The following is a 26,602-nucleotide window of genomic DNA, read 5'->3' as shown; positions in this document are numbered from 1 at the left end:
ATTGAATTAGAAAATATTAAAACTATTTACTGACGAAATATCTAAGTTTAGCTACTATGCTTCTGCCAGGCTTTTGCAGGCTAAAGTTATCGTACAGCTTAGCATCTGCCAGGTTTCTGCCTTCTATCGTAATGTTGTATTTACCTTCAGATAGGGCATAGGTCAGACTTAGGTCATGCGATAGTTGCTCCGGCACTCCAAGCTTATCGCTACCCAAACTAGGCCAGTAGAGGTAAAAATCGTGCACATACAGTAGGTTGTAGCCTACGGTCAGCTGCTTTCCTTCTCCTCCCAGATCTTTGAAGTATACAGACACATCTGCATTGCCAAAGAGGTAAGGTTTGTTGGGGATACGGTCACGGTATACTAAACTTTCTACCACTTGCCCAGCTTCGTAACGTGTGTTGTTTCTCAGGTTCTGATAAGTTATGTTCGCTCCTGCAGAGAGTAGATCTTTATAAGCATACCGGATTTCTCCATCTACTCCCACATTTGTCACATTTACTAAGTTATCCATGATCTGCATTACCTGATTGTTATCCAGGCGAGGGCGGATAAAGTCCTGCGCGTCTCGGTAGAGCAGGTTAGCATTAGCCGAAATACGATGTGTTTTGCTAAGATTAGGCTTATAACCCAAGCCCAGATTATAGTTATGGCTAGTTTCAGGATCCAGATCTATATTTCCTCTCAGGTTGACCACATCACCATACAGTTCTTCTATCTCGGGCAGGCGATAACTTTTCTCATAAGAGCCCTTTAACTGTAAGCTTTCTGTTAAAAAGTAGGTAGCTGCAATGCCATAACCCATACTACTAAAATTATTCTCCTGTATGATGTACTGGTCTTCAGCATCAGAAAAATTGGAGAAGCGATTAGCTTGTTCGTAGTGTTTCAGAAAAACAGAAGCATTACCTCTCTCGCTATATGTATAGGTATAACCTAAGCCCGTCACATTCTTCCTACTTATTCTTGGCTGGTCGTAGCTATCATTTTCTGGATATAGCTCATCGCTTCCCTGGCGGTTAAAGGTATTGTATACATGATTTAGTGAGATAGCGTGCGACTCATTCGGCTGGTAACGTAGGTTGGCAGTAGCAATTCCATTATTGTTACTGTATTTATACATTGAACGGGAGCGCTCGCTACCCTCACCATTATACTCTTTGTAGTCGCCAAACCAATTGTAACGGCGATTTACAGTATCTATGTTTTGTTCCTGACCAAAGTTGTAATTAGCGTTAACTGTCAGGTCCAGACCTTTGATAAAAAAGTTTTGCTTCCGGTATCTAAGGCCAGGCATCACAATATTGCCTTGTCTATGCCAGTCGCCATACACGCTTACCAAACGCGCTCCGGTCTGTATTTCATTATAATTTTTCCCTATTGTAATTCCCACAAGTAGCTCGTCAGCATAGCTCTTGTTTACTACACCGGCTTTGGCGATCAATGTTTCGTTGTGGTAGGTATCATGGAATCTTCTCACTCTTTGCTGAGGATAATATTTACCCGTGTTGATATCTGCGACATCCACATCTACCCAGTAATTGTTGTCCGAATAATTCTGGAAGGCATTCAGGCGTACCGTAAAACCAGACTCCGAGGTATAAACGGTATTTACTACCGAACGGTGAGTATTAAAAGAGCCATAAGCATAGGAGACATCAAGGTAATTACGTTGACCTCCATTGGTTACTATATTTATGGCTCCTCCCAGGGCATCGGACCCCAGCCAGATAGGTACGACTCCTTTGTAAATTTCTATGCGCTCTGCCAGGTTAACAGGTATGTTGTTTAGCTGAAAAGACGAGCCGAAGTTTTCCATAGGAACCCCATCTATAAAAAACTTTACCTGGTTACCACTAAAGCCATTGAGAGAAAAATTCATACGTGAACCTACTCCACCACTTTCTCTTACCCTAACTCCGGAGACTCTATCCAGAGTATGACCGAGATCTAGTGTGGTATTGTGCAGTTGCCTGGCATCAACGGCTTCTACCTCAAACGGCTGCTCTTCTACTTCCTGAGCAGTACTTTTGCCAAAGATAGTTACGTTATCTAGCTGCTCCATAGAGGATTCTAGTATAAGGTCCAACTTCAAACTCTGTCCTTTTTCTAGACTAATCTCCTGGTTAGAGGTAACGTACCCTAAGGAAGATACAATAACTATATAGTTTCCCTCTGGTATGTTATTGACTTCATAATAGCCATTAGCATCAGTAGCTGCCCCTAAACTTGTTCCTCTCAGTAGTATAGTCGCTCCCAGTACCTCCTCTTTTTCTTCATTCAAGATACGTCCATGTAGCCTTCCTAAAGAGTTTACTTGAGCCTGTACATCTTGCACGTATATTAAACATAGATTAAGCAGGCTAAAGATGAATATAGGGGTGCTTAATGATAAAACTGGTTTACCTACGTTTTTTGGATATGGTTTGTGCTGCATTTTGATGGTTCGCATGGTAAATTTTATGCAATCGCCTCTAAGCTTTATAGCTCTATTACCTTCTTGGCTGAGGCAAGCATCTATTTAGAACGATTCAAAATTACAATAGTCATTTATAAGGGACAATACCTAACACTAGTCAGTCATGTAGCTAATTTTAGCCTATGATATAGCTACTTATAATATTTCATTTATGTAAAAAACTGACCTACAAAGAATTGAGAAAACATGAATAGTGTATCCTTTATACCAAAAAAATAAGGTCAAGCTAAGAATGAGCATAAGTACGTAGCAATATATTCCGACAGAAGGAGATTATGATGACTTATGATTGTGGAATGAAGCAATAGAATTAATTAGTCTTCTTGTACCTAAATCGTTGCAAGGGAGCTGGCAAAAAAAAAGTGACTGCTATGAGTCACCTTAATTGTTTAAACAGAAATATAGAGTAGTTAGGTTGTTGTTGTAGTGCTTATGTTAATACATTTATGTTTGCTGTTTACAATGATACCATTATTATCAGATACAATTCTTCTCAATTTTTAGCTATACCTATGCGTTTTTTGACATTTTTCCATTTCATACAGTATTTTTATCTTCTCATTGCAAATAGAGAGATAATTTACCGCTAAGTTTAATCAATTTTTAAAATTAATCGTAGTTATTTAGACCAGTAAAGTCCATTTTTTTACTTAGCTATAGGTACCTATACAATAAAAGAAATTAATAAAATGTCTTCTACTTTTGTCTCTACAGCTAAACTACTACACTAAATATTACCTGAGGCAAAGCAGTTAGCCTGCTTCGTAGCGAAAAAATAAAGGTGAGTTTATTTACACCTTACTACTTGCATACCTGCTGACTTGTATCGCTTCGCCAGGTTCGGCAGTAAGTCCTCTCTTTTCGGCAAAAGCATTGTAAAAAGTTCCATTTGGATTAAAGCGAGAGATTACACTTTTCCATTGCTTCAACCTGGGGTACCACTTTTCAATAAGCTCAGCCTGACCATCAAGGCGGTTTGTAATTTTGCCCCAGTGTGGTTTGCCTCCCATTTTCAGGTTAAGATCCTGATACGCATTAAGGATGAGCTTCGCTTTCTTCTGCTTTACCAAGGCAGGGTTGCCTACATAGCAAACGTCCATCTGATACTCAGGAGCCAAATATGCCTCCGAAGCTTTTACAAAACGAAGCGTGGGAGCTGAACTGGGGTAAACGCCTAGCTTTTCTTTAAGCTTATTAACAGTAGTAAAAATTGCCTCTATTACCTCCACAAACTTTTCTGGCTGGTGCATGTCGTAAGCAAACTCCGCCCCATGCCCCTGACTGGCAATAAATTCCAGTCCCTGGAACAACACCTTATACGATTTATCAATATATGTCTGGTCTTCTACCGCTCTTATTGACTGATCTAGAGAAGCTGGTACCAAAAAGGGCAAGTAATTAACGATAAATAAGGAGAGATAATAAGTTAAAGGAATACTACCCAAAATTTGACTTAATAGATTGCGACTACGGTCGCGCAGGCTCCTGTGATTTGGCTTGTCTACCTCAAAGGTACGGGCCAGCATACAAGTATGTACCCCTTTAACTGCATATGGATTAATGACTACGAAAAGACTCCTAAGCGGCTTTTTTACGTACTTTCCATTAACTTTGATAGCATAATCGTTAAATATTGATCCGTCCAGCAACTGATGTTTTAGCTGATCCCAGCTGATGGCTGTGCGGTTTTCGTACAGCCAGTATGCTGGTCTAACTTCTATAATATAGGAATGTACTATTCCGCTGTACCCCATACTAAGAAGTACACTATTGAACACTTCATCATCCTGAATTAACTGAACATTTTTACTACACTCCTCTGCTTTAGTAATGCCATTTTCTGGTTCTATTCGGTACAATTTGCCTTCTGCAGCTACCAGTAATATGGAACGCACCATACCAGACAGGGCTTTTAAATGACGGCCACCCCCATGTGTTCCAGTTGCTATAGCTCCACTAATTGTCTGGTTATCTATAGCTCCCATGTTAATCAGGGCCAGACCTTTTTCGTCCAGGGCTCGGTTTAATTTATGTATACTTATACCTGCCTCTACTTCTACTAATGCATTACCTGCTACTTCCGGCTTACTCTTATTACAAATTTTGAGCTTGTTTAAGTGCCGCATATCCAAAAGCATACCATCGGGCATGGCTACATCTGAATAAGAATGCCCGGCTCCCACTGCCCGTATTCTGATGCCTTTACGCTCTGCTTCCATAATGGCACTTTGGATATCTCCCAGGTTTTCGGGCAGTAGATACTCAAAAGGGAATACTTTGTGGCGTCCTATCTTGTTTTTCCAGGCACGGTGACGAAACTCTTTCATGGACAGAAGCAGCTTGATGACACATATAATTTACACAAAATATACCTCCTAAAAAACTGAACATACTACTCAAGCAATAGTGTAAACATAACAAAATGCTTAAGAAACAGCTCACAGAACTCACAAATATTACAGAACTTTATTTGGTTTATTTAAATAAAGTTTCTTTTTGTACTGCTTTTTGTTATAATAAACATGATTTATGTTGAAAAAAGAAAAGCTTTATCGGTTTTCGGTATTGCTTTTTTCCCTCCTTTTTAGTTTTGAGTCTAAAGAATCAATTCCACAGATAAGCACCAGAATAGAAGTTCCATTTCTACCAAACACAAGGTTGCTACCTTTTGAAGCAAAGTTTTATTTTCAGAAACCAGCTCGAGTTACTAAATTCAGTATCAGTGTATATTCTGGCAGTGCCAGACTGTGCTTTTTGTACCAAGAAGCCTGATGTTAATTCACGAAGAATTTATAATTGAGCAGTGGTAAACTACAGACCTGAAGCACTCATTTTCGTAGGTTTTAGTAACAAATATCTAAAATATGGATGCTGTTGAATCTTTTATAGAGGAAAGTTCGGGCGAACAGAAACGAATTATGCAGTATCTGCATCATAAGCTTATGGATAATCCCGGTGTAAGTAGTAAAATTAACTACAAAATACCTTTTTACTACCGAAAGAGCTGGATTTGCTACCTTAACCCTTTAAAGCCAGAAGGGGTAGAGCTAGCTTTTACCCGAGGAAATGAGTTATCTAACTTGCAAGGACTATTAGAAGACAGAGGGCGTAAGCAAATTAGAGGTATCGTAATTAAAAGCAGGCAAGATTTAGCAGAGGAGAAGATACAGGAGATTATACAAGAGGCCTTGCTTTTAGATGAAGAAGTGCCCTACCGCAGCAAAAGAAGTAAAACGGCTAATTAGCTAGTCTAAACTTGCGATAAGGTTCATACTGATAATATTTGGCGTAGCTATCCAGACGAATGTGTAGCCAATGTACACCCAACCCGGAGGTGCTTAACCATACAGGAGCTTGAGAAACATGCTGGTTTAGCCATATGCCTAATGCTTCCCACAAAGCCTGTTGCTGCTCAGGAGCACCTTTTCTAACAAAAGTAGCCAGGTGTGTATATTGGTTTAAGCTACCCTCTGGCTTAGGCACCAGAAGGTAGGCATCTCCACTCAGATTACTAAAACCAACTACCCTTTTAGCCTCACTAAAATACCTGGAAAATGCATCTGGCGAGGCTTCTGTTAACGACAACTTTCTATTTCTGATAAGCACAAACTCAAAGGGTGCGGATAAACTCTTTAAACTAAAAGGGCGACATTCCCAGAAAAAGGCATCAAAAGGACTATCGGCCAGTAGCTGGTTAAAGTACGCTCTAAATATTTGACTCTCCTGCAACAGACGAATAAAGTCTTTAAGCTTTAGCGTAGCTTCTCCGTTTTTTAAAATATACTGATGTATATTTTTGCTCAATATCTGCTTATCTGCCTGCCACATACTGATTGATTTTTAGGAATAAAATTAGAAATTATCAAAAGCTTTCAGAAATTGCCCACTCTAGCAAAAGAAATTCTGTATCACCCCATATGATTTGATGAGAGTCGCTTATATTCTTTTTGATGGCATTACCTGGTTGGATTTTTTTGGCGTGTACGACCCTGTTTCCAGATTAAAATCTTTAAAATATATTTCCAATCTGCAGTGGGATTTGTGTGCCTTTACAGACAGCGTAGCGGATAATTTTGGATTGCAGATTGTACCTACCAAGATAAGACAGTCATTAGCTGGCTACGATGCACTAATTGTACCCGGTGGATTTGGCACTCGTAAACTTCGCTACAACAAAGCTTTTCTGGACTGGGTACGTACTGCCGAGCCCGTCAAACAAAAAATTTCGGTATGTACGGGCAGTCTTATACTGGGTGCTGCCGGATTTCTGATCAACAAAAAAGCTACTACTAACGAACAGGAGTATGATACCCTAAAGCCCTACTGCAAACAAGTAGTAGAAGGAAGAATTGTAGAAGATCAGGGTGTGGTTACTGCAGGTGGAGTAGCCTCCTCTTTAGATGTAGGATTGTACCTTTGCGAAAAGTGGGCAGGAACAAATGCCGCAGCTCAAATTAGAAAGCGCATGTCGTACCGGGCGTAACAAACTTATGCTATGAAAAAGCAGAAATATACCTACTATACCGAAGCGTATTTTCCAATCTATGTCAAGTTTCTAGGCTTTATGATGGTATTCGCCAGTCTGGTACTGCTAAGCCAGTCACGGTACATGCCAGCAATTATTCTCATACTGTTAGCTATAGCTATTTTTAGCGGCAGGTATGGCCTTAAGCTAGACCTAAAACAAAAAACTTATAGAGAGTTTGTAGAAATTATGGGTATCAAAAACGGAAAGACACTGGCTTTTAGCTCACTCCAAGAGTTACAGATTAGAAGCAGCAAAGTTGCCCAGAGAATGTACTCTCTAAGCAACCAAAGCTCTACCGTACGTCATATTGAATATGACGCTTACCTCATTCTGGATGAAGACGTAAAAATTCATCTGCTAAGCAAAAAGAAGAAGGCCTCTTTGATAAAAAGCATAGAGAAGATTCGGCATGATTTAGCCATTCCCCTCCATGACCTCAGCCAGCCCCAGCTTTAGTCGTTGAGCAAGCCTCTGTCTAAAAGCCAGTCTTCGCACAGTTGGGGCCAGTGAGCAAACGCAGAGCCCGTTTGCCCCAGACCTAATCCATGGCGGCCTTTTTCAAAGATGTGCATTTCTGCCGGTATATTTCTTTTCTTAAGCTCCAGATAGAAAAAGATACTGTTTTCTGGGGGTACGGACTTGTCTTCTGTGGTATGTACCAGAAAGGTAGGAGGTGTATCATCTTTTACCTGTAGCTCATTAGACATTAAGCGAACGGTTTCTTCATTAGCATTTTCTCCTAAGAGCGAAATTCTTGAACCACTATGCTGATAGTCTTCTGTAAAAGAAATAACCGGATATAGTAGCACCATAAAATCAGGGCGACTGCTTACTCTCTCTATTTTATCGTTGGATGTGTTGATTCCTCCGTCAAAGTGAGTGCCTAAGGTAGAAGCCATATGTCCCCCGGCAGAAAATCCCAAAATACCTATACGCTCAGGATCTACTCCCCAGGCAGCAGCATTGGCCCTTACAGTACGGATAGCTCTTTTGCCGTCATTCATGGGCACCGGGTGCCGGTAACCATTACGCCCCAAACGATAGCTTAGTATATAAGCAGATACACCAAAGCTATTGAGCCAGCGTGCAACCTGATGTCCCTCATGGTCCATAGCCAACATATTATACCCTCCGCCAGGGCAAACTACTACTGCTGCGCCATTGGCAAGATGCTCAGGCGCAGGATAACGAATCAGCATCGGCTGATCCTGCTCAGCTTCCCCCAAAGCAGCAGGAGCACCATTAGGCCAGAGCAAAAGTGTATCTACCTGCGCTTGTGTGTGTAAAGCAAAAATTAATATTAGGCATACGGTCGCGGTAATTAGTTTTTTTATCATGTTAAGGTATATAGTAATTAGGTTTTAATGTAATGAGTAAGCTTATTGTTGTTCTACCGTAAAGTCTAGCGGGATGCCCAACTCCTGATACAGTTTTTTAAGTGCCTCCATATCTATATTTTTTTCTTCGCGTGCCGTGCCTGCAACTTCCAAAGCTTTTTCTCTTAGCACTACAATCACACCATCTCCATCAGCCACTATAACATCTCCCGTACGAATATACACACCGCCAATGACAACAGGCTCATTAAAAGATTCCAGTTCACTCCGTCCCGGGCGTATTCTTCTGCCTTTTTTCAAGTAATCCATGTATACGGGTCTCTTTTGTTTTATTATTTCATCTGTATCACCCACCCCACCTGCCGATACTATACCTACGGCACCTTTATTTTTCCAGATCATACTATTATTGGAACCAGTAGTAGCAGTATCGCCGTCATCAACATTATCAATCACTATAACATCTCCCGAGCGGATATCGTAAATGGTTCTCCGGAAATATTAGTGTACCACTGATCGCGATAGTTTTTATATTCGTCCTGGCTTACTTCTCCCAGTGAAGGAAGACGAGGGGTAGGCACATAGCGTACCGTAAATGCAATACCTACCATCTGATGTTCAAAGTTTTCAATGTCTTTCCAGAGAGGGAAGATTTTAGGATCCATCAAACCTACATCCATCAGGCCCAACATATCCAAGCTGCCGGATATATCAGCCATTCTTGATCCCTGATATTATTTGATGAGCTACTCATTTGTTAGGGTATTTTGCTGAGCATACAGAGAAAAACCAGAAAGTATAAAAGTGATTGTAAAGAAGTAGATTGTCTTTTTCATAAGTGCTTGTGTATTAGTTAGTATTGCATAAGAAAAGCAGATACTGCAATCCTACATCCAGCCTCATGGAGTTATGCTAATTATTTAGAATAGCAGGCGTTGCTCTGACTTTTATATATTATCCGAAATTTTCTCAAAATACAACCTTTGGTAACATTGCTGAGAGGCTGCTATCGTAAAAATTAAAAATAAAATAAGCACATAAAAAAAGGGGCTAGTGCCCCTTAGTTATAAATATATATATTCTTAAAATTATTATTTGGTGGGTGTTAACTCCAAACACCAAGTAATTACTAAAATTACAAATCCGATCCAGGCCATAGCATTTATGTTTAAAAGTAAATATCTATAACAAATGTAATGAATTTAATGTAAATAAGTAAATTAAATATATAAATATTTATATAGAATATTTTCTTGAAATACCTCTTTTACTTCTGCAGTGCATATTAAAGAAGTAGCAAGATTATTATTGAGTATTTATAACTAATTTATCTTATATTTTCTCTCCCTTCATAACTTTTTATGCCTTTTGTGCTTTTATAATATGCATACACCGGAATAAAAGAATAACAACAATTAGGGGCTTCTTCGTGGGCTGTGTGTATGGATTATCCAATTCTAATATCCGGCAGTTGCTATTTTTTAACCGAAACTCCTTGAGCACATGTCATCGTTTAAAGCTTTTAAAAAACTTAAGTTAAATAAGAAGATTGGAATCGTAGATCTTTACGGAATCTACCTGGCCAGCCGACAGGCGCTAGGCTTTAGAGTAGAATTGTTTGCCATTCAGGACTTCTATATTGAAGTATGGAGACTTACACTGCTGCCCTGGAAACCAACATTTTATGTGCATACTTTTCAGAAAAGCAAAAAACTAAGCCCTTATCTGGATTATATAGATATACGCTCGGTACTTCCTCGTGTTAGTTTGCAGAAGTAGTTATAAAAGAATTTATTGGAGACCTCATGTTTAAACAGCATGAGGTTTTTTTTGCTCTTTTCGTTAATATGTAAAACAATCCCTTCCTGAAGGCAAGTTATACATAGCATAGAATTTTAAGGGCTATCTTCTGCTCAGAACATTTTTTAAAATCACGTACAAGAATATTTTATACTTCATATAAACTAATCGTATGTCAATTATACACCTAAGCAATGTAGTTGTAATTACCGGGGCCTCTGGAGGCGTAGGTAGAGCTACAGCCAGAGAGTACGCCCGCAAAGGATATAAAGTTGGCCTCATTGCCAGAGGAAAAGAAGGGCTGGAAGGAGCTCGTAAAGATGTAGATGCACTCGGAGGCAAAGGTCTTGCTATTCAGGCAGATCTGGCAGATTTTGAACAGGTAGATGCTGCTGCACAAAAAATAGAGGAGGAACTGGGCCCCATCAGTATTTGGATAAACAATGCTATGAACTCTGTTTTTTCCCCAGTAAAAGAAATGAAGGCAGAGGAGTACAAACGTGTGACTGATGTAACCTACTTGGGGCAGGTATACGGAACGATGGCTGCCTATAAGCGAATGCAAAAGAGAAACAGTGGTTCAATAATACTGGTAGGCTCTGCGCTTTCTTACCGCGGCATTCCTTTACAGTCTGCCTACTGTGCCTCCAAACATGCAATACAAGGTTTTTTCGACTCTTTTAGAACTGAGCTTATACATGACCATAGCAATATCAACCTGAGTATGGTGCATTTGCCAGCCATGAATACCACTCAGTTTGGATGGGTAAAATCTCGCTTGCCCAAAAAAGGCAAGCCTATGGGAAAAATTTATCAGCCAGAGGTTGCCGCAAGAGCCATTTATTATGCTTCTCATCACAAGCGTCGCACAGTCTATGTAGGCTCAGCAACAGCGCAAACCATCATTGGCAACAAGCTTTTTCCGGGATTACTGGATCACCTGCTGGCAAAAACAGGCTATTCGGGGCAGCAAACAGAAAACGCTGAAGAGCCAGGGCGCGCGCATAACCTTTGGAACCCTATTCCTGAAGATCGCGGATCGCATGGCACTTTTGATCATCAGGCGGTAGACCATAGCCTGGAGCTTGAAGCCACTACAACCCACAAAAATACTACAGCAGTTTTAGCAGTAGTTACTGCTGCCCTCAGTGCCGGACTCATCCACTGGCTCAGAAAAAAGAGTTAGCATACAGCTACCAAGCTGGGTTTAACAGTATACTCCTTAAACTCTATTCACCTTAATGATGGATAGAGTTTTTTATTAATATACATTGAACTGTACAAACGGTACATTAATTACATCTCGGAACTGTCTTTTTTAGTATCGCTATTTTAAAAAATTTGAAAAGAATAGAAATTCCTTATTAATTGAATCAATATTTTTTGGGATAGATTTTTTTATTGTAAAATACCTACCTTAATTTGTAGTTGAAATAATAATTTTATTAGATTTTTCTTACATCATTTAAATTTGTTTCAGGTGAAATTAACATCCTTACCTACTATTTTTTTATTGCTATTGGTAGTAGCATCCTGTATTCCAAATAAAAAGGTAGTTTACTTTCCTGACCCGAACTTCAATACTGAGGTATCTACAGAGATATTAAACCCCAGGCAAAACTATCGCCTGCAACCTCGTGATGTATTGTCTGTTAGAATTTTAACGCTGGATCAGGAATCCGCCTCTTATTTTAACATTCATCCGGAAAATGGCAACTTAAACTTAAACCCTGCCAGCTTTTATATTAATGGTTACTCCATCAATGAAGAAGGCAATATTATTTTGCCTGAAGTAGGTCCGATAAAAGTGAGTGGACTCACAGTTGGTGAGGCTCAGAGCGTAATTTCTAAATATATCAGCGAGTACCTGAATACTGCTACAGTAATTGTTAAGCTAACCAGCTTTAAGATTACAGTACTTGGAGAGGTTAACGAGCCCGGCTACTATTATATATATAATGACCAGGCGAATATACTGGAAGGTCTGGGACTGGCAGGCGACCTTACCCAATATGGTAATCGTGAAAATATTACACTGATCCGTCAAACCGACGCTGGCTCAGAAGTAGTGTTGGTAGATTTGAAAGACCCAAAAGTCTTGTCTTCCAAGTTTTACTTCCTACAACCCAATGATGTAATTTATGTTCAGCCAATGAAGGCTAAAAACACCAGAAGCAATGTAGACACATTCACTATTCTTAGTGTGCTGTTTGGAGCAATCTCAAGTACTGTTTTGTTGCTAAGATATGTCAATGACTAAGCTTTAAACGAGCAAATTATACATATACCTGAAAATGAAATTGAAGAAATAATAACAAGGGGTCAGCTTTAGGCTGCACCCTTTTTTTGTTAGAAAAGTATGATCTACTTCTTCAGAAGCATCTGAGCATTGGCCTGATATACCTGTTTAAGTACCTCTTCACTCAGTCCGAAGCCGTGCATCGCCCAATGGTAACTGGATATACTATGATCATAAAAATGCTCATCTTCACTTTCTAATATTCTAAAGGTAGTTTTATACATCTTCTTATCTGTTCCCATATCTGAGCCGTATACTAAGCGGTTAGCATATTTAGTATAAAAACGAGCCGCAGTGCGCGGAATAGCCGCAGTTTCTGCAAAGCGAGCCGAAATATCAGCATATAAGTTAGGGTACTTATCAAACAGGTCTCCCAGCAACGACAAATCATATGAGGTATTGGCAAAGTGACAGGCGATAAAAGTAGTAGAAGGGTGGGCTTTTACGGCATTTTCTAGAATATTGAGCATTCCTGTATGGCTTACCGCATTTTCCTGATCTTTAATGCGCCATCTGTAAGCATTCATCAGCCCATCGTTTTTGGCATTCATAGGCTGGTACATCCATATTGGATCTGCCACATGCACACTTACGGGCATATTAAGTTCGGCACATTTTTTTAGCAAGGGAGCCATACGGGCATCATCTATATGCATACCATAAGCACGCGTAGGTCTGGAGTAAAATAAACCTTTACCCTTATCTCCTAACTCACCTACTCCTCTGGCCCCGGATTTATAGCACCGTTCCAGCTCTTTCACGGCTTTTTCAGAAAAACCAGGCTTATCATAATCTGTATAGTCAAAGCCACAAAAAAGTATAAAACGATCCGGATACTTCTGAAAAAAACGATATAATGAATCAAATGCCTCTCCACTCTGATAAGTTAGAATAACTGATTTGTCAATATTCAATTCATCCATTGTCTTTACCCAGGCATCAAGTTCTACTTCTGACTTTACATATGGGTGGGTATGCATGTCAATTACGGGGAACTTAGCTTTATTTACCTCTGTTTGAGCCCCCTTATAGATAGATTCAGGCCTGTAATCTTTCAAAAGCAAAGAGTTAGGATTATTTGTTGTGTCCGGACTTTGGGCATAAGCAAAAGGAGAGAACGTAAAAACAAGCAGCAGCAGTAAAGAGCTGTAGTATAGCATAGCACGAATAGTTAGGTTGGATTAGTTCTATAATTTGGAAAAAATTGTGGTACTGACAAATCTTTAATCTACTAAAACGGTAAAACTCAGGCCATTACTTCTCAAATTGATAAACCGCCAATTTTACTTAAGTCTGTATTCGGTCATTTTTCCAAATTACTTTCCGCGCCAGCACTCAATATTCAACAGTTTGCACTTTATTTATAAGGGTTATTACCATTTCCCTAAAATTTAGCACTCTCTTTGTAATTTATTAAGAGATTTTACGATGCAACAACTATCTACAGTACGAACTTCTACCTACTATGAGTATCAAATATCAGATTACTTCGGCGCTATTGCTGGTTTTTTTTCTGTGCCTGATTGTTCTAAGTACACTATCTTTTTATCTCAGTCGGGTCGGGCAGAGCTCCTCTGAGTTGCTGGAAGAAAATTATAAAGTAGTAAAAGCATCAGAAGCCCTGATTGTCTCTATTACCAAAATGGATAGGATTTTATCCAAGATTAGTTTTGGTAGCGGGTATGACCAGAACCGGCTCTTTGATTTATTGCATAAAGAGAGACAAATAGGCGCAGCACACCTTAGGGTACTTGAGGGAAATATGTATAGCCAGGAAACCCTAGACAACTACAATAAAATTGAAAAGCTATACTGTAGTTTTGAAACTAATATTGAGCGATTTTATACTTCAGACGAACGTAAGGGTTTATACCTTGGTCTGCTTCAGTGGCAATACGATATCTTATTTCAGCGCTGTATCAGCATAATACACACGAACCATTCTGCGATTATGCAGAAAGACAAACTGACTCAGAACCTTTACTATCAGTCTAAAATTAACTCTGTAACCATTGCCGCATTTGTAGTTTTTGTTATTGGGTTTGCTATACAGAAAATCCCTTACAACATTGTACAGCCCATTCTTGACTTTAATATCAGCTTTAAAAAAACTCATAAACAAAGGATGAGGTCTGCTGGTAAGATGGGACTCTACCATGAACTTTCAGAACTGGCCAGCACTTTCAATCTGGTTTACGAAAAGCTCCGTGAAACTGAAGATAAGTTCTGGCTGGTCACAGAGAACCTCTACGACATTATTCTGTTCTGCAAAAAAGACCACAGCATATTCTATACTACCCCCTCTATCAAAAGAGCTTTGGGTTACGAAGAAGAGGAGATAAAAAACGAAAGCATATTTTCTTTAGTACACCCTTATGATGTAAGTAAGCTCAGGCATCTTATCTCTTCCTGTCAGGAAAAGAACCATAATACTACCGTAGAACTCAGGCTTAAGCACAAACTGAACAAATACATATGGATGGAGCTAAAGTGTGCGTCACAATTTGACAAAAACCACCAGCCTATTTATATGCAGATTACTGCCTGGGACATCTCCCAACGTAAACAGAATGATAGAAAGATTAAGTTAGCCCTACAGCGAGAACGAATGCTTAACAAAAAGCTGAACCACGCCAACGAAGAGATTGACCACTTTCTTTACAGTGCTTCGCACAACCTGAGAGGACCGCTTTCTACCATTATGGGCTTGCTGCAAATTTCTGGGTTTGAACATAGCCAAACGGATAATAGCAGCCACGAAACCCGAACGAAGACCCTGGAAGTGATTAAGCTGTGTACACATAAAATGGACACCACCATCCATGAAATCATAGAGTACAGCAAAAACGACAAACTACAGGTAGAAGCCGGGTTGGTAGATTTTCATCAGTTGATTAAAGCTGCACTGCAACACCTGAGTACCCACCAGAAGCACCGAAGCATTAAAATATATACGGATATCCCTGATAATATTCAATTTTACTCAGACAGCAGAAGGCTCAAGACTGTGTTTGAAGTACTTATTTCTAATGCTATTGCTTACCAGAATCCTCATCAGGCACATCCTACTCTCTGGATAAAAGTAAGCAGCAAAGTAGAGGGAGTCTCTATTTCTTTTAAAGACAATGGAATCGGAATAAAAGAGGATCAGCTAGACAAGATATTTGAAATTTTTTACCGTTCTACTTCGGCCTCTACCGGTGCAGGACTTGGGCTGTACATCGCTCAAAAAAGTCTTCAAAAAATTCAGGGAGACATACACGTAAATTCAGTATATGGTGAGTACGCCGAGTTCAATTTAAATATTCGTTCTATAGGATAAATGCGTATCGTATAAAGCTAAAGACAAAAAAGCTAACAACTTTATAAGCTTAAGGTTAAGTACGAAACTATTTCTTCGTAAATTTTAACCTTATGCAGAGGTTCATTGCTTTTCTTCTCTTTCTACTTTTCATCAGTCCATTTAGTTATGCCCAGCAGGATAGCAGTCAGCAAATCAGTATTTCAGCCTATTCAGATGTGTATTTTGCGAGCTTCAGTGACGAGCTTGCGCCCAATGAGTTGCAGCAAGTAACTACTGTATCTCCACGCGACAAACGCTTTGGGCTAAACATAGCGCAGTTGGGAGTACACTATAAGTCAGACAGGGTGAGGGGTAATGTAATCATTCACTATGGCGATATTGCCGAAGCTACCTGGTCCGAAGAGTTTAGAGCGGTACAGGAAGCCAATATGGGTATTCGCCTTGCGGATAATTGGTGGTTAGATGCCGGTTTTTTTGCTACTCATATCGGAACTGAAAGTTTTCTACCCAAAAATAACAATACCAGCTCTACCGCTGTAGCTACCTATAACGAACCTTTCTTTCAGAGTGGTGCCCGACTGGCTTATGAAGGAAGCGAGCAGTTTGACTTTGCTTTTTGGGTGGTTAGCGGATACAACTTCTTTCTGGATGCCAATGACGCCAAGTCTGTGGGTATAGCCACCAGCTATTATTTTTCTGATGAGCTCAGCCTTACCTATACCAATCTTTTTGGTCGCGAAAGTGCCGATGGGCTTAGCCCCAAGCAATACCGTACCTACCATAATCTGTATGCTAACTGGCAGGCAGCCCCTCTATGGCACCTCAGTTTAGGAGGAGATATTGGCACACAGACTCACTCGAAACTGCGTAACTCTAATGCAACAGCAGTAATGTTTAACGCGCTGGCGACACTTCGCTTTCAGTTTCATCCGCAATATGCTCTCACTGCCAGAGGTGAAATTTTTCAGGATCCTGAAGGTTTTATTTCTGGGGTATACCCCACAGCCGACAGTAGTATAAACGGACTGGAGCTATACGGACTCACGTTAAGTGCTGAGTATCGCCCTATGCCGCAAAGCTACCTCAGGCTGGAAAGCCGCTACCTACAAACCAGCAATCAGCTAGAAATTTTTAATACTGAAAAACCTGACAATCAGAGGTGGGAGTTGATGGTTACTATGGGGTGGGAAATTGAAAAGGGCTGGCGCTGGTGATATCCAAACAAGTGACAGCAGCTAGGGTTAGAAAGTGGTAAAGCATTTTTTTTAACCACATATTTTTTCAACATAATGGATATTAATAATAAAGTAGCTCTGATTACAGGCGCCAGCAGTGGTATTGGTAAAGCTACAGCCCTGCGGCTGGCAGAAGAAGAAGCCAAAGTAGTACTGGCAGCACGCAGCGCAGATAAGCTTCAGGATCTTCAGCAGCAAATAGAGCAACGAGGGCAGGAAGCTATCATTGTAGAGACTGACGTAACCCAACTTGAGCAGGTAGAGCAAATGGTAACTCAGGCTAAAAATAAGTTTGGCAGAATAGATTTTCTTATTAACAATGCGGGCATTATGCCTCTCTCTTACATGAAAAACCGCCATCTGGAGGAATGGGAGAAGATGGTAGACGTTAACCTTAAAGGCATACTCAAAACTGTATACGCAGCCCTCCCCTACATGCTGGAGCAGCAGGCTGGACACATAGTTAATATTTCCTCTATAGATGGAAGAAATATGTATGCTGGCGGTGCTGTATATGGAGCTACTAAGGCGGCAGTAATCGCTTTGTCTGAAGGTCTGCGTAAAGAACTTACTCCTGAGCATGGCATTCGTATTACTACAATTGAGCCTGGCACCGTAGAAACCAATCTCCGAGAAAGCATTACTGACCAGGAGCTATTAGACGACCAGGATTGGGGAGAAGATGAACCCAAGCTAATGCCTGAAGACATTGCCCGTGCCATAATTTATGCACTAAAGAGCCATCCGCGTGAAAATGTTAATGAGATACTGATTAAACCTTCAGGTAAGGCCTAGGCATGTCAGTTCATTTTTAGAGGAAAGCTGCAATACATTATCATAATCTCTGCTTCTTTGTTTACTTAGCGTATTATCTATACGTCCGTGTAGGGATAGCACCATTTAGTAACCTAGAGAACTTCATTTATGAAATTTTTGCAGCACCCTTCAGATATTATTAGCAAAGAACATATAGCAATCATCAGAAAAGAAGCTTCATCTGCGGTAGCCCTAAAAAAGCTTACTGCAACTCAGCTGGAGCTTATTTATGAGCAGAAATGGCTTCGTCTGTTTATTCCTAAACGATATCAGGGTCTGGAAATGAATCTGCCTGATGCATTACAAAAATTAGAAGCTCTGGCTTATGCAGATGGTAGCCTCGGCTGGACGGTAAACCTAGGCGCCGGAGCGAATTTATTCTCTGCTTACATCCGTCCTCAACTGAGCCAAAGTGTATTTACTGACCCTAAAGCCAGTATAGCTGGTAGTGGCGCTTTATCAGGAGTGGCTACTAAAACAGATGGGCGCTATAATATTGAAGGTAGCTGGAAATATGGTAGCGGATCGCAACACGCTACTGCCTTTACGGTAAACTGTCGTATTCAGAGTGAGGCCCCTTCCACTCCAGATTTTCGTTCCTTCATCTTCTTCCCCCATGAGGTTGAAGTTAAAGACACCTGGCACTCTTATGGCTTACAGGCTACCAGCAGTCACGACTTTGAAATTAAAGATGTAACAGTAGCTGAAGAAAGAATATTCAACCTGCTAAAACCTTCGCCTTACGAAAATGGACCACTCTATCGCTTTCCCTTCATGCAATTTGCCGAGCTTACAACCTGCCTGCAACTTACGGGCATGAGCTGCCACTTTCTGGACGAAATTAAAGGCTTAATAGCCTACAAAAAAGGTATGCAGGGAGAGGCCATCAAAGATAACGTAAAAGTACAGGATACTCTGGCACAGGCAGCAGGGCAGTTGGAGTCGGCCAGAGCATGGATGTATATGCTTGCCCAACAGGCATGGGAAGCCTGCGAAAGTGGTAGTACACCTCCGCAGGATGTTTTACAACAGATTAGCCTGGCTGCCAAACACGCTGCACAAGCCGGAAGAACATCAGCGGAAATGCTCTACCCACTGGCAGGTATGAGTATTCTCAATCCTGAGACTGAGCTTAACCGCTGCTGGCGCGACTTGCATACCGCATCTCAACATATACTGCTCTCTCCTTTAGGTTTTGCTGAATCAGGGAAAGTTTAGGCTTCTGCCTAAACTTTCATATTCTTCCATTTGCCCTTTCTAAATACCCAGAGGCTTACCAGCGCATGCAGTGAGTGACTGATAGCAATGGTTATAAACACCCCCATTTCTCCCAGGTTATACTGTATGGCCAAAAGGTAAGAAAGCGGCAACTGAAAGACCCAGAGTACCCCCAGATTAATAATGGTAGGGGTACGAGTATCTCCTGCTCCATTAAAAGCCTGCACGATCACCATACCAAAGGCGAAAAAGATATAGCCCAGGCAGAAAATCTTTAAAGCAGTAGCGCCTGCTGCTACCACCGCTTCATCCGCAGAGAACCAGCTTACGAATATATCTGCGGTAAATAAAAACAGTACGGATACAAACCCTAGAAAATAAACATTGTAGCGTGCTGTGTACCAGACCGATTTCTCGGCTCGCTCAGGAAGTTTAGCTCCCAGGTTTTGCCCTACCATGGTGGCCGCAGCATTAGATAGTCCCCAGGCAGGAAGTAAGGTAAACATTACGACACGGAAGGCAATGGTATAACCTGCCAGTGCTACGCTACCAAACTCTGACACAATTCTTGTCAGAAATATCCAGCTGGCCGAGTCAATCAAAAACTGCCCCATACCACCAGAAGAAATCTTGATGATATTTTTTACTGTGTTCCACCGAAGTTTCACTGCCTGAGCAGTAATATTTATACGTGTACTACCTTTTACCAGATGGTATAGCTGAAACAACACACCTATACTTCTGCCTATGGTAGTTGCCCAGGCCGCACCTTCTATACCCATACCAGGTATGTTACCTATACCAAAGATAAGGAGTGGGTCAAGTACAATGTTGATACCATTGGCCAACCAGAGGGTACGCATGGCTATGGCTGCATTTCCAGCCCCCCGAAAAGCACCATTGATAATAAACAGCAGCATTATACTGATGTTACCGGCAAAAATAATCTGCGTATATCTGGTGCCCTCACTGAGCACGGCGGGGCTGGCTCCCATAAGTTCTAAAACTGTGCCTCCATATATGTAGCCTGATATGCTGATGGTAAGCGAAAATATGGCTCCCAGTACGATTACCTGAAAGGCTGCCGCAGCGGCCTTATCCAGACGCTTCTCTCCTACCCTACGCGAAATTACGGCGGTGGCGGCCATGCTAAAACCCACCCCTATAGAGTAAACAATGGTTACTACAGACTCTGTCAGCCCTACGGTAGCTACAGCATTAACGCCTAGTTTACCCACAAAAAAGATATCTACTATAGCAAAGAGTGACTCCATAATCATCTCCAGAATCATGGGTACCGCCAGATAAAAGATAGCCTGCCGTATACTTCCGGCAGTGTAGTTGTCATAATCGCCCTGTAGGGCATGTCTAAAATGATAAAGTAATTTTGTTATCCGCATGAATTCATTTTACATAGCGTAACAATAAGCCATATGGCTGAAATAAAAACCTTGGTAAATCCTTCTGATTGAAAGCAAAAAAAGAAAAGACAATCGTAGCCTGTACTAACTGGTGTTAGTAGCCTCAAGCTAAATAAGAATGGGAGGAGTATCTCCCTGAATTAGAGGGTGTGTGCGAACATTTCCATAATGGTACAAAGCTAACATTTTTATATAAGCTTCGATAAAGCTTTCTGTTAATTATTTGTTGTTCTGACCTTTTTAATTTGCTCCCATCGCTGCCAACACCTGACGCAATAAACGGTTGAACTCCTCTGGCTTCTCTACCATAGGATAATGCCCGGTAGCATGTATATCTATAACCTCATAAGCCACACCACTGGCCTCCAGCTCACTTCTTCTGGACGGGGTAACATCGCTGTTAATCAGGTAGACTTTTTCTTTTAGCTTACTGAGTTTCTCCGGCTCCAGTAGCCCATAAGTAAAGAGTTATTTCAAGCTGTTCACTGCTACTTCGGGATTAGCTCAGGCAAAGTCCTGCTTAACTTGTCTTACTATACTACTATTTGTATTAGTATGAAAAAGTACATTTTGTGCCTATGCAGGAGCTACGTTTACAAAGTCTTTCTCTAACATCTCTAAAAACCGGGCTATCTCTTCCTGATCCTCTTCGCTATACGCCTCTCCAACATCTTTAAAGTTACCTACTCCAACAAAACCAATTATTTCTTCAGGGCGAACTAGTGCAGCTTCCAGAATTATGTCTCCACCCATAGAATGCCCAACTAAAACCACATGCTCAAGCGCTAAGTAATCTATCAGGGCTATTACATCCTGCCCATATTCTTCTATAGTCCAGGACTTACGAGCTTCTTGAATAGTACTAAATCCGGCCAGTTCCATACTTACTACTTTGTACTCTCCGCAAAAAGCCTCTATCTGAGAGGACCAGTATGATTGATCTATACACCAACCATGAACTAACAAAAGTGTAGTATCTCCCTCTCCACAACTCTGATAGTTAAAACTTAAACCATTTCGTATAACTTCCACTACTTCTGAAGAAGCATGTTCACTATTTACAATACCCGAATTCTCCTTTGCTCTGCTACAAGCTAAAAAGGATAGCATGCTTATGAGATAAATGATATTTAGCGAATAGAACATATATGGGTATGACGAATTTCTGCTCAATGAGATTAGGCACAAGACTAAAAATCACGACATCTGGGTGATAAAATGATAGCTATTTGTCTTTGGTGAGAAAGATACCCTGACTCTCAGAGCGATGAAGCGAGTCTGTAGTAAATCTGGATACGCTTACTTGAGAGAGCCTGCTGCTGTATAGTTTCAATGTAGGAGAAGCATAATCTTTATCTATGTTTTTAAATGCTCTTAAAATACCTTTAGATGGCCCGCTGGAAAAGAATGTAACCATTCGGGGACCGGCCACATACCACTTATGATTGTCTACTCCATCCATTTCCGGTACATACCCGATAAGAAAATAGGCATGGGCTAAGCTCGTATTTTTTTCAGACAATAGTTCTTGGCTCGTCTTTTGGCCCCGATGCTCTAACAGATCGTTGACAAACTTTTCTTCTGAGGGTAGCCCTCTAATGACCAGTTCTTTTAAGGTATTTTCCCGAGCAAAAAGAAATATCTGTATTGTATCTTCATCCTCCTCATTTAATATCAGCCTGAGGGGGTAGTAATTGATATGGGTAACACTGAGCGTATCGCCCTCAATAACACGTAAAGAAAATTCGCCTTCCACATTGGTATAAGCGCCCTTAATTCCTCCCTGAATATTAACAATAGGAACCGCCTGATATGTGGGAAGCTCTTTGACTATGCCCCATATCACCCGCCCTTCATTTTGAGCAAAAATGTTTAGAGAATAACATAAAAACCAGCATGTAGTCAAGATGAAAAAACGCATAGGCCTACCCTCTTTAGTATGAACTTTACCCTTGGTATAAAATACAAAAAAATTTCGCCATTTATTGAGTTCATACTCAACTTACCCCAATTAATTCAGGGCCTTACGTCCTCATCAATTTATATCTATGCTTTTCCCTTTCAGCTATTTTTCTATTTACCGTTTAGCTTCTGCAACTTTTCTACAATTTTTCTCACACGTGCCTGCACTGAAGCAGCTTCATGCTGCAATGCTTTGTCGCACAGAAACTGCACCTCCTGCTGTAATTCCGGACGTAGTAGAGAGAGTTCAAATAGTCCATGTAAGGCCCAGGCTCTTATAAATTTATTATCAGCATCCAGATTTGCCCTTACAAAATCCTCCCAGGCCAATAGAGTAGAAGGCAGTATCTTTATCAAGGGTATGATTTGCAAAAGATGAAGGCGGGCTTCCCACAGGTCTAGTGCTTTTAACTGTTTTGTCAGTTCTTGTTGCACTTGAGCGCTTATCTTACCTTTTTGCTCAAGGTGATGCTTAAGCAACCAGCTTGCTCCCTTTTGATAGGTTGGATCTTTGATGAGTTGAACCAGAAATTTGCCCTCCTCATCACAGCCATATTCCCGGTAGTAATGCTGTAGCAGTTCTGTTCTTTTACCGTCCCAGGTTTTTAGTGTCTGCTCCAGAGAGATATTCATAGCTTCAGGAAAATTTTAGCTGCCTGCTATCTTCGCGCCCAAATCCTCTGATATTCAGATAATCAGGATACACATCTGCTATGGCAAAAGTATTTTCCGAAGCAGTATCTACCATGCCTTTAAAATTTAAATAGTGCACATGATCTTTTTGTGCATAGTTTCCGCCATGGTTATGTCCATTGAAGTAAGCTACCACCTGGGGCGTATCGCTCAGTAGTTGCTGTACTTCTGTATCGTTCCATAAGTTATGCGGATCTTTTGGGTAGGCCGGAAAATGACAGCAAACAATGATTTTCTGCATTTGCTGGCTCGCCTCTTCTAGTTTAAGCGCTAACCACTTAAGCTGTTGCTCACTAATACCACCATTCCAGCTTTGGGCATTTGGAGCATTTTGCTTTTTTAGTTGTGCTAACTTCTGTTCTGCCTCCTGTGCTTCTACGCTTCCTGCAGGGTGAGCATAAGTAGACACCTCATTACCATTGAGCATAATAAACCGCCAACCCAGATAAGTAAAATCATAATACGCTGCTTTGTCCATACCCAGGCGGGCACTCACCTTTGTTTTATCCGCATCAGAGACATCAAAGTCGTGATTACCCAGGCTTCGGTACACTCTGGTTTTAGCTTGGTCATACACTTCCAGAATATCATCAAAGCTGCTATAATCCCGGTCAATCAGGTCACCCATATCCAGTATAAAACTCAGAGAATGCTGATTTAACTCTTGCAGACACTCATTCAGCTTCTGTACAGATTTGCGATAGTAGCGAACTCCCGCCGGCTCACAACTGCAATATTGAACATCAGCAATAACGCCAAAGGAGAAGAGAGGCTTTTTTTGTATCACGATAAGAGGGTTAGATGATATTTACAAGTTTACGGAGAATACCAGCTTTAATCCAGCCTCGCTTAAATTTCTGATCGCTTCATGTTAATACTTAATAAATCTACTATTAATTACTTTTTATTCTGTTATTTAATATAATTACAAAATAAAATATCACATATATATTCCTACACCTAGCTATGGACAGACGATCGTTTATAAAAAACACATCATTATTAGCTCTGGGTACAGGAGCTGTAGCCTGTACTCCTGCTTATATGAAGATTGCCGAAAAGCAGTTGAACATCATGAACTCGTCTCGTTACCTGCCTAAATTAAGAGTCTCTTTAGACAGAGTGATTAAACAAACAGTAGGTTTACGCCCTTACCGTAGCCTGGGTCCGCGAATAGAAAAGGAGGAATTAGGAAATAAAACCCTGATACACAATTATGGGCACGGGGGCAGTGGCTGGTCACTTTCCTGGGGTTCTGCTGAGCTAGCCGCAGATTTGGTCGCGAGCAGCAGCACTAAAAAGGTAGCTGTAATTGGAAGTGGCGTTATAGGACTTACCACTGCTCGTATGCTACAGTTTAGAGGCTATGAGGTTTCAATTTACACCAAAGAAATGGCACCGAATATTACCTCCAGCAAAGCTACAGGTACCTGGTCTCCCTCACATCGCCTGATAGATGAAGATCAAATTAGCCCTGAGTTTTATAATAAGTTTAAGCAAATGCATAGCACTTCATTTCGTACCTATCAAAACTTATTAGGTTTGGGAGACTATGTAGTTTGGTCAGATACTTACACTATCCGTAACGAAGCTCCTCCGAAAAGAGAACAGTCTCCAAAACCTGATGCAGATAAGTATGCTTTTATGAACGTACTGCCCGGTACAATCGCACTTAAGGCAAAAGAGCACCCCTTTAGAGCTAAATATGTTAACAAAGGGGCCTCTATGGTATTTAATATACCTTCTTTGCTCAAGCTATATACTGATGATTTTCTGCGATTTGGAGGAGAGATAAAAATTAAGGAATTTAAGTCATTAGAAGAGATAGACGCCTTAGCCGAATCCTGCATAGTAAACTGTAGCGGTATAGGTGCCAAGCAACTTACTAATGATAAGCATTTGCAGCCTATTTCTGGTCAGTTGGCCTTTGTAATACCTCAGCAACAAATACACTACTGCATTAATACCAAGGAGGCATACACCATCAACCGCAAAGATGGCATTATTGTAGGAGGCACCCACAAAGTGGGAAGCTGGGACACTATGCCCTCAAAAGAAGATACCGAAAAGATGGTGCTGGCTATTCAAAAAGTTGCTGACGAGATGTACTCCTGACTTTCAGCTTAAATAACCTAAACTAAAATATTTTCCTCATGACTTTAAGACGCAGCTTTCTAAAAAAACTAGCTGGCACCTCAGGCTTGCTCTCGCTCAGCCCTTTTATGACCAAAGTATTGGCCGAAGATGTAAAAGACGCTCTTGTACACCTGAACCAACTTAGCCCCGAAGAGGCAGCCAAAGATGAAGACCTCTGGCATCGTATACAACAGGCCTATACTGTTTCTCCTAACATTATTAACCTTAACAATGGAGGCGTAAGTCCGCAGCCTAAAATTGTACAGGATGCAGTAGACCGCTATTACCACTACTCTAATGAGGCTCCATCCTACTATATGTGGCGTATTCTGGACCAGGGGAGAGAATCTGTACGCATGAAGCTATCTGAAGTAGCCGGCTGCTCTCCCGAAGAGGTAGCCATCAACCGTAACGCTACTGAAGCTTTAGATACCATAATTTTTGGCATGGACCTGGAAAAGGGCGACGAAGTGCTGCTGAGCAAATATGATTACCCCAACATGATGAACGCCTGGAAAACACGTGCTAAACGACAGGGCATTAAACTCAACTGGATTACTTTGGACCTGGCCATGGAGGATGAAGACGCTATAGTACAAAGATACATGGAGGGCCTTACTGCCCGAACTAAAGTGGTACACATTACTCAACTCATTAACTGGTCTGGACAGATAGTGCCAGTAAAAAAACTATGCTCGGCACTAAGAAAGCGTGGGATTAAAACTGTGGTAGATGGCGCTCATGCTTTTGCCCACATAGATTCTAACCTAACAGAGCTGGCTTGCGATTATTATGGCACCAGTCTACACAAATGGATGTGCGCCCCTTTTGGTACAGGTATGATCTACGTCAGAAAGGAGCATATTGCCGGACTTTGGCCTCTAATACCAGACCATGAACCGGAGCGTGACGATATCAGAAAGTTTGAAAGTCTGGGTACTCGCTCTTTTGCTCCGGAGCAGGCTATAGGCCAGGCTATAGATTTCCACAATGCTATAGGAGCAGAGCGCAAAAGAGCACGCCTGCACTACCTTAAACGCTATTGGGCAGACAAAGTAAGAGAACACCCCAACATTAGAATTAATACTCCTCTGTCATCTGGCTTCTCCTGCGCACTATGTAATGTAGGTATAGAAGGCATGGAGGCCGTAGATATTAACAGTCGCTTATTTAAAGAGTATAAAATTCATGCTACACCTGTAAAGTACGAGGCTATTAATGGAGTAAGAATAACACCTCATGTATATACCAAACTTTCTGATCTGGACAGGCTGGAAAACGCGCTCTTGTCTTTTGCCAATGAACAGTCTAAACAAAGTATGAAGATGAATTAAGTAAAATTGTAGCATTTTGGCGCACTTTTAGCATGTT

Annotated in this window: 25 protein-coding genes; 12 read left to right on the top strand and 13 right to left on the bottom strand. The window is 41.0% G+C overall.

Annotated features, from left to right (window positions below; genetic code table 11):
• Positions 1-22: 22 nt before the first annotated feature.
• Both PZB74_RS10545 and PZB74_RS10540 read right to left on the bottom strand, forming a co-directional pair.
• Positions 23-2,455, bottom strand: a complete 2,433-nt coding sequence (locus PZB74_RS10545; RefSeq protein ID WP_302242572.1) for a TonB-dependent receptor — start codon at positions 2,453-2,455, stop codon at positions 23-25.
• A gap of 818 nt (positions 2,456-3,273) precedes the next feature.
• Positions 3,274-4,809, bottom strand: coding sequence for an FAD-binding protein (locus PZB74_RS10540; RefSeq protein ID WP_302242571.1), 1,536 nt, complete (start codon positions 4,807-4,809; stop codon positions 3,274-3,276).
• A 537-nt stretch (positions 4,810-5,346) separates the two neighbouring features.
• Here PZB74_RS10540 and PZB74_RS10535 point away from each other — a divergent pair.
• Entirely contained in the window at positions 5,347-5,727 is a 381-nt protein-coding gene (locus tag PZB74_RS10535) for a DUF1801 domain-containing protein (RefSeq protein WP_302242570.1), read from the top strand.
• On the opposite strand, the gene PZB74_RS10530 is transcribed toward PZB74_RS10535, so the two are convergent.
• Positions 5,720-6,310, bottom strand: a complete 591-nt coding sequence (locus PZB74_RS10530; RefSeq protein ID WP_302242569.1) for a DUF6940 family protein — start codon at positions 6,308-6,310, stop codon at positions 5,720-5,722. The two genes, PZB74_RS10535 and PZB74_RS10530, sit on opposite strands and share 8 nt — an antisense overlap.
• A gap of 97 nt (positions 6,311-6,407) precedes the next feature.
• Between PZB74_RS10530 and PZB74_RS10525 the strand changes: the two genes are divergently transcribed.
• Together PZB74_RS10525 and PZB74_RS10520 are read left to right on the top strand one after the other, a co-directional pair.
• A complete protein-coding gene (locus tag PZB74_RS10525; RefSeq protein WP_302242786.1) occupies positions 6,408-6,965 on the top strand; it encodes a DJ-1/PfpI family protein in 558 nt (185 codons plus the stop codon).
• A gap of 12 nt (positions 6,966-6,977) precedes the next feature.
• Complete coding sequence (locus tag PZB74_RS10520; protein ID WP_302242568.1) at positions 6,978-7,466, top strand: hypothetical protein; 489 nt, start codon at positions 6,978-6,980, stop codon at positions 7,464-7,466.
• On the opposite strand, the gene PZB74_RS10515 is transcribed toward PZB74_RS10520, so the two are convergent.
• Genes PZB74_RS10515 through PZB74_RS10505 form a run of 3 tightly spaced genes read right to left on the bottom strand, consistent with a single transcriptional unit; the run spans position 7,463 to position 9,066 of the window.
• Positions 7,463-8,347 carry an alpha/beta hydrolase gene (locus tag PZB74_RS10515; RefSeq protein ID WP_302242567.1) on the bottom strand — a complete coding sequence of 295 codons (885 nt, stop codon included), beginning with the start codon at positions 8,345-8,347 and terminating at the stop codon, positions 7,463-7,465. The genes PZB74_RS10520 and PZB74_RS10515 overlap by 4 nt on opposite strands.
• 42 nt (positions 8,348-8,389) lie before the next feature.
• Positions 8,390-8,803, bottom strand: coding sequence for an RraA family protein (locus PZB74_RS10510; RefSeq protein ID WP_302242566.1), 414 nt, complete (start codon positions 8,801-8,803; stop codon positions 8,390-8,392).
• Positions 8,803-9,066: a hypothetical protein gene (locus PZB74_RS10505; RefSeq protein ID WP_302242565.1), complete on the bottom strand. Its 264-nt coding sequence runs from the start codon at positions 9,064-9,066 to the stop codon at positions 8,803-8,805. Before PZB74_RS10505 ends, PZB74_RS10510 begins: the two co-directional genes overlap by 1 nt.
• Positions 9,067-9,850: 784 nt before the next feature.
• Between PZB74_RS10505 and PZB74_RS10500 the strand changes: the two genes are divergently transcribed.
• The 3 genes from PZB74_RS10500 (at position 9,851) to PZB74_RS10490 (ending at position 12,407) form a co-directional block, all read left to right on the top strand.
• A complete protein-coding gene (locus PZB74_RS10500; RefSeq protein ID WP_302242564.1) occupies positions 9,851-10,126 on the top strand; it encodes a hypothetical protein in 276 nt (91 codons plus the stop codon).
• A 193-nt stretch (positions 10,127-10,319) separates the two neighbouring features.
• Entirely contained in the window at positions 10,320-11,333 is a 1,014-nt protein-coding gene (locus PZB74_RS10495; protein WP_302242563.1) for an SDR family oxidoreductase, read from the top strand.
• 294 nt (positions 11,334-11,627) lie between these two features.
• Entirely contained in the window at positions 11,628-12,407 is a 780-nt protein-coding gene (locus tag PZB74_RS10490; RefSeq protein ID WP_302242562.1) for a polysaccharide biosynthesis/export family protein, read from the top strand.
• 104 nt (positions 12,408-12,511) lie between these two features.
• Here the strand turns inward: PZB74_RS10490 and PZB74_RS10485 are convergent, their stop codons facing one another.
• Positions 12,512-13,606 (bottom strand): amidohydrolase family protein, encoded by a 1,095-nt coding sequence (locus PZB74_RS10485; protein WP_302242561.1) that lies wholly within the window; start codon positions 13,604-13,606, stop codon positions 12,512-12,514.
• A 305-nt stretch (positions 13,607-13,911) separates the two neighbouring features.
• On the opposite strand from PZB74_RS10485, the gene PZB74_RS10480 reads away from it, so the two are divergent.
• From PZB74_RS10480 to PZB74_RS10465, 4 genes are all read left to right on the top strand, one after another.
• On the top strand, positions 13,912-15,768 hold the full coding sequence (locus PZB74_RS10480) for a sensor histidine kinase (protein ID WP_302242560.1): 1,857 nt from the start codon (positions 13,912-13,914) through the stop codon (positions 15,766-15,768).
• Positions 15,769-15,860: 92 nt separating this feature from the next.
• A complete protein-coding gene (locus tag PZB74_RS10475; RefSeq protein WP_302242559.1) occupies positions 15,861-16,964 on the top strand; it encodes an outer membrane beta-barrel protein in 1,104 nt (367 codons plus the stop codon).
• Between the two features lie 75 nt (positions 16,965-17,039).
• Entirely contained in the window at positions 17,040-17,780 is a 741-nt protein-coding gene (locus PZB74_RS10470) for an SDR family oxidoreductase (RefSeq protein WP_302242558.1), read from the top strand.
• A gap of 129 nt (positions 17,781-17,909) precedes the next feature.
• Positions 17,910-19,019, top strand: a complete 1,110-nt coding sequence (locus tag PZB74_RS10465) for an acyl-CoA dehydrogenase family protein (RefSeq protein ID WP_302242557.1) — start codon at positions 17,910-17,912, stop codon at positions 19,017-19,019.
• Between the two features lie 8 nt (positions 19,020-19,027).
• On the opposite strand, the gene PZB74_RS10460 is transcribed toward PZB74_RS10465, so the two are convergent.
• The 6 genes from PZB74_RS10460 to PZB74_RS10440 form a co-directional block, all read right to left on the bottom strand.
• On the bottom strand, positions 19,028-20,419 hold the full coding sequence (locus tag PZB74_RS10460; protein WP_302242556.1) for an MATE family efflux transporter: 1,392 nt from the start codon (positions 20,417-20,419) through the stop codon (positions 19,028-19,030).
• 261 nt (positions 20,420-20,680) lie between these two features.
• Complete coding sequence (locus PZB74_RS22620; protein ID WP_367281476.1) at positions 20,681-20,794, bottom strand: alpha/beta fold hydrolase; 114 nt, start codon at positions 20,792-20,794, stop codon at positions 20,681-20,683.
• Positions 20,795-21,016: 222 nt separating this feature from the next.
• The gene (locus tag PZB74_RS10455) at positions 21,017-21,550 is read right to left on the bottom strand and encodes an alpha/beta fold hydrolase (protein ID WP_302242555.1); all 534 of its coding nucleotides are present in this window, start codon (positions 21,548-21,550) and stop codon (positions 21,017-21,019) included.
• Positions 21,551-21,665: 115 nt separating this feature from the next.
• Positions 21,666-22,361 carry a peptidase associated/transthyretin-like domain-containing protein gene (locus tag PZB74_RS10450; RefSeq protein ID WP_302242554.1) on the bottom strand — a complete coding sequence of 232 codons (696 nt, stop codon included), beginning with the start codon at positions 22,359-22,361 and terminating at the stop codon, positions 21,666-21,668.
• A gap of 152 nt (positions 22,362-22,513) precedes the next feature.
• A complete protein-coding gene (locus PZB74_RS10445; protein WP_302242553.1) occupies positions 22,514-23,035 on the bottom strand; it encodes a hypothetical protein in 522 nt (173 codons plus the stop codon).
• A 4-nt stretch (positions 23,036-23,039) separates the two neighbouring features.
• Positions 23,040-23,882 (bottom strand): metallophosphoesterase, encoded by an 843-nt coding sequence (locus PZB74_RS10440; RefSeq protein ID WP_302242552.1) that lies wholly within the window; start codon positions 23,880-23,882, stop codon positions 23,040-23,042.
• A gap of 179 nt (positions 23,883-24,061) precedes the next feature.
• On the opposite strand from PZB74_RS10440, the gene PZB74_RS10435 reads away from it, so the two are divergent.
• The gene (locus PZB74_RS10435; RefSeq protein WP_302242551.1) at positions 24,062-25,210 is read left to right on the top strand and encodes an FAD-dependent oxidoreductase; all 1,149 of its coding nucleotides are present in this window, start codon (positions 24,062-24,064) and stop codon (positions 25,208-25,210) included.
• A 38-nt stretch (positions 25,211-25,248) separates the two neighbouring features.
• A complete protein-coding gene (locus PZB74_RS10430) occupies positions 25,249-26,565 on the top strand; it encodes an aminotransferase class V-fold PLP-dependent enzyme (protein WP_302242550.1) in 1,317 nt (438 codons plus the stop codon).
• Positions 26,566-26,602: the final 37 nt, after the last annotated feature.

The organism is Porifericola rhodea, assembly GCF_030506305.1.
GTDB lineage: Bacteria > Bacteroidota > Bacteroidia > Cytophagales > Cyclobacteriaceae > Catalinimonas > Catalinimonas rhodea.
This window is presented reverse-complemented; position numbering and strand designations above follow the sequence as displayed.

Coding starts and splice junctions, on each gene's coding strand:
- PZB74_RS10535 (WP_302242570.1), top strand. CDS start 5,347: ATGGATGCTGTTGAATCTTTTATAGAGGAAAGTTCGGGCGAACAGAAA.
- PZB74_RS10435 (WP_302242551.1), top strand. CDS start 24,062: ATGGACAGACGATCGTTTATAAAAAACACATCATTATTAGCTCTGGGT.
- PZB74_RS10495 (WP_302242563.1), top strand. CDS start 10,320: ATGTCAATTATACACCTAAGCAATGTAGTTGTAATTACCGGGGCCTCT.
- PZB74_RS10480 (WP_302242560.1), top strand. CDS start 13,912: ATGAGTATCAAATATCAGATTACTTCGGCGCTATTGCTGGTTTTTTTT.
- PZB74_RS10450 (WP_302242554.1), bottom strand. CDS start 22,361: ATGCGTTTTTTCATCTTGACTACATGCTGGTTTTTATGTTATTCTCTA.
- PZB74_RS10465 (WP_302242557.1), top strand. CDS start 17,910: ATGAAATTTTTGCAGCACCCTTCAGATATTATTAGCAAAGAACATATA.
- PZB74_RS10545 (WP_302242572.1), bottom strand. CDS start 2,455: ATGCGAACCATCAAAATGCAGCACAAACCATATCCAAAAAACGTAGGT.
- PZB74_RS10445 (WP_302242553.1), bottom strand. CDS start 23,035: ATGAATATCTCTCTGGAGCAGACACTAAAAACCTGGGACGGTAAAAGA.
- PZB74_RS10525 (WP_302242786.1), top strand. CDS start 6,408: ATGAGAGTCGCTTATATTCTTTTTGATGGCATTACCTGGTTGGATTTT.
- PZB74_RS10505 (WP_302242565.1), bottom strand. CDS start 9,066: ATGGCTGATATATCCGGCAGCTTGGATATGTTGGGCCTGATGGATGTA.
- PZB74_RS10500 (WP_302242564.1), top strand. CDS start 9,851: ATGTCATCGTTTAAAGCTTTTAAAAAACTTAAGTTAAATAAGAAGATT.
- PZB74_RS10520 (WP_302242568.1), top strand. CDS start 6,978: ATGAAAAAGCAGAAATATACCTACTATACCGAAGCGTATTTTCCAATC.
- PZB74_RS10430 (WP_302242550.1), top strand. CDS start 25,249: ATGACTTTAAGACGCAGCTTTCTAAAAAAACTAGCTGGCACCTCAGGC.
- PZB74_RS10455 (WP_302242555.1), bottom strand. CDS start 21,550: ATGCTATCCTTTTTAGCTTGTAGCAGAGCAAAGGAGAATTCGGGTATT.
- PZB74_RS10530 (WP_302242569.1), bottom strand. CDS start 6,310: ATGTGGCAGGCAGATAAGCAGATATTGAGCAAAAATATACATCAGTAT.
- PZB74_RS10515 (WP_302242567.1), bottom strand. CDS start 8,347: ATGATAAAAAAACTAATTACCGCGACCGTATGCCTAATATTAATTTTT.
- PZB74_RS10460 (WP_302242556.1), bottom strand. CDS start 20,419: ATGCGGATAACAAAATTACTTTATCATTTTAGACATGCCCTACAGGGC.
- PZB74_RS10540 (WP_302242571.1), bottom strand. CDS start 4,809: ATGAAAGAGTTTCGTCACCGTGCCTGGAAAAACAAGATAGGACGCCAC.
- PZB74_RS10470 (WP_302242558.1), top strand. CDS start 17,040: ATGGATATTAATAATAAAGTAGCTCTGATTACAGGCGCCAGCAGTGGT.
- PZB74_RS10485 (WP_302242561.1), bottom strand. CDS start 13,606: ATGCTATACTACAGCTCTTTACTGCTGCTGCTTGTTTTTACGTTCTCT.
- PZB74_RS10475 (WP_302242559.1), top strand. CDS start 15,861: ATGCAGAGGTTCATTGCTTTTCTTCTCTTTCTACTTTTCATCAGTCCA.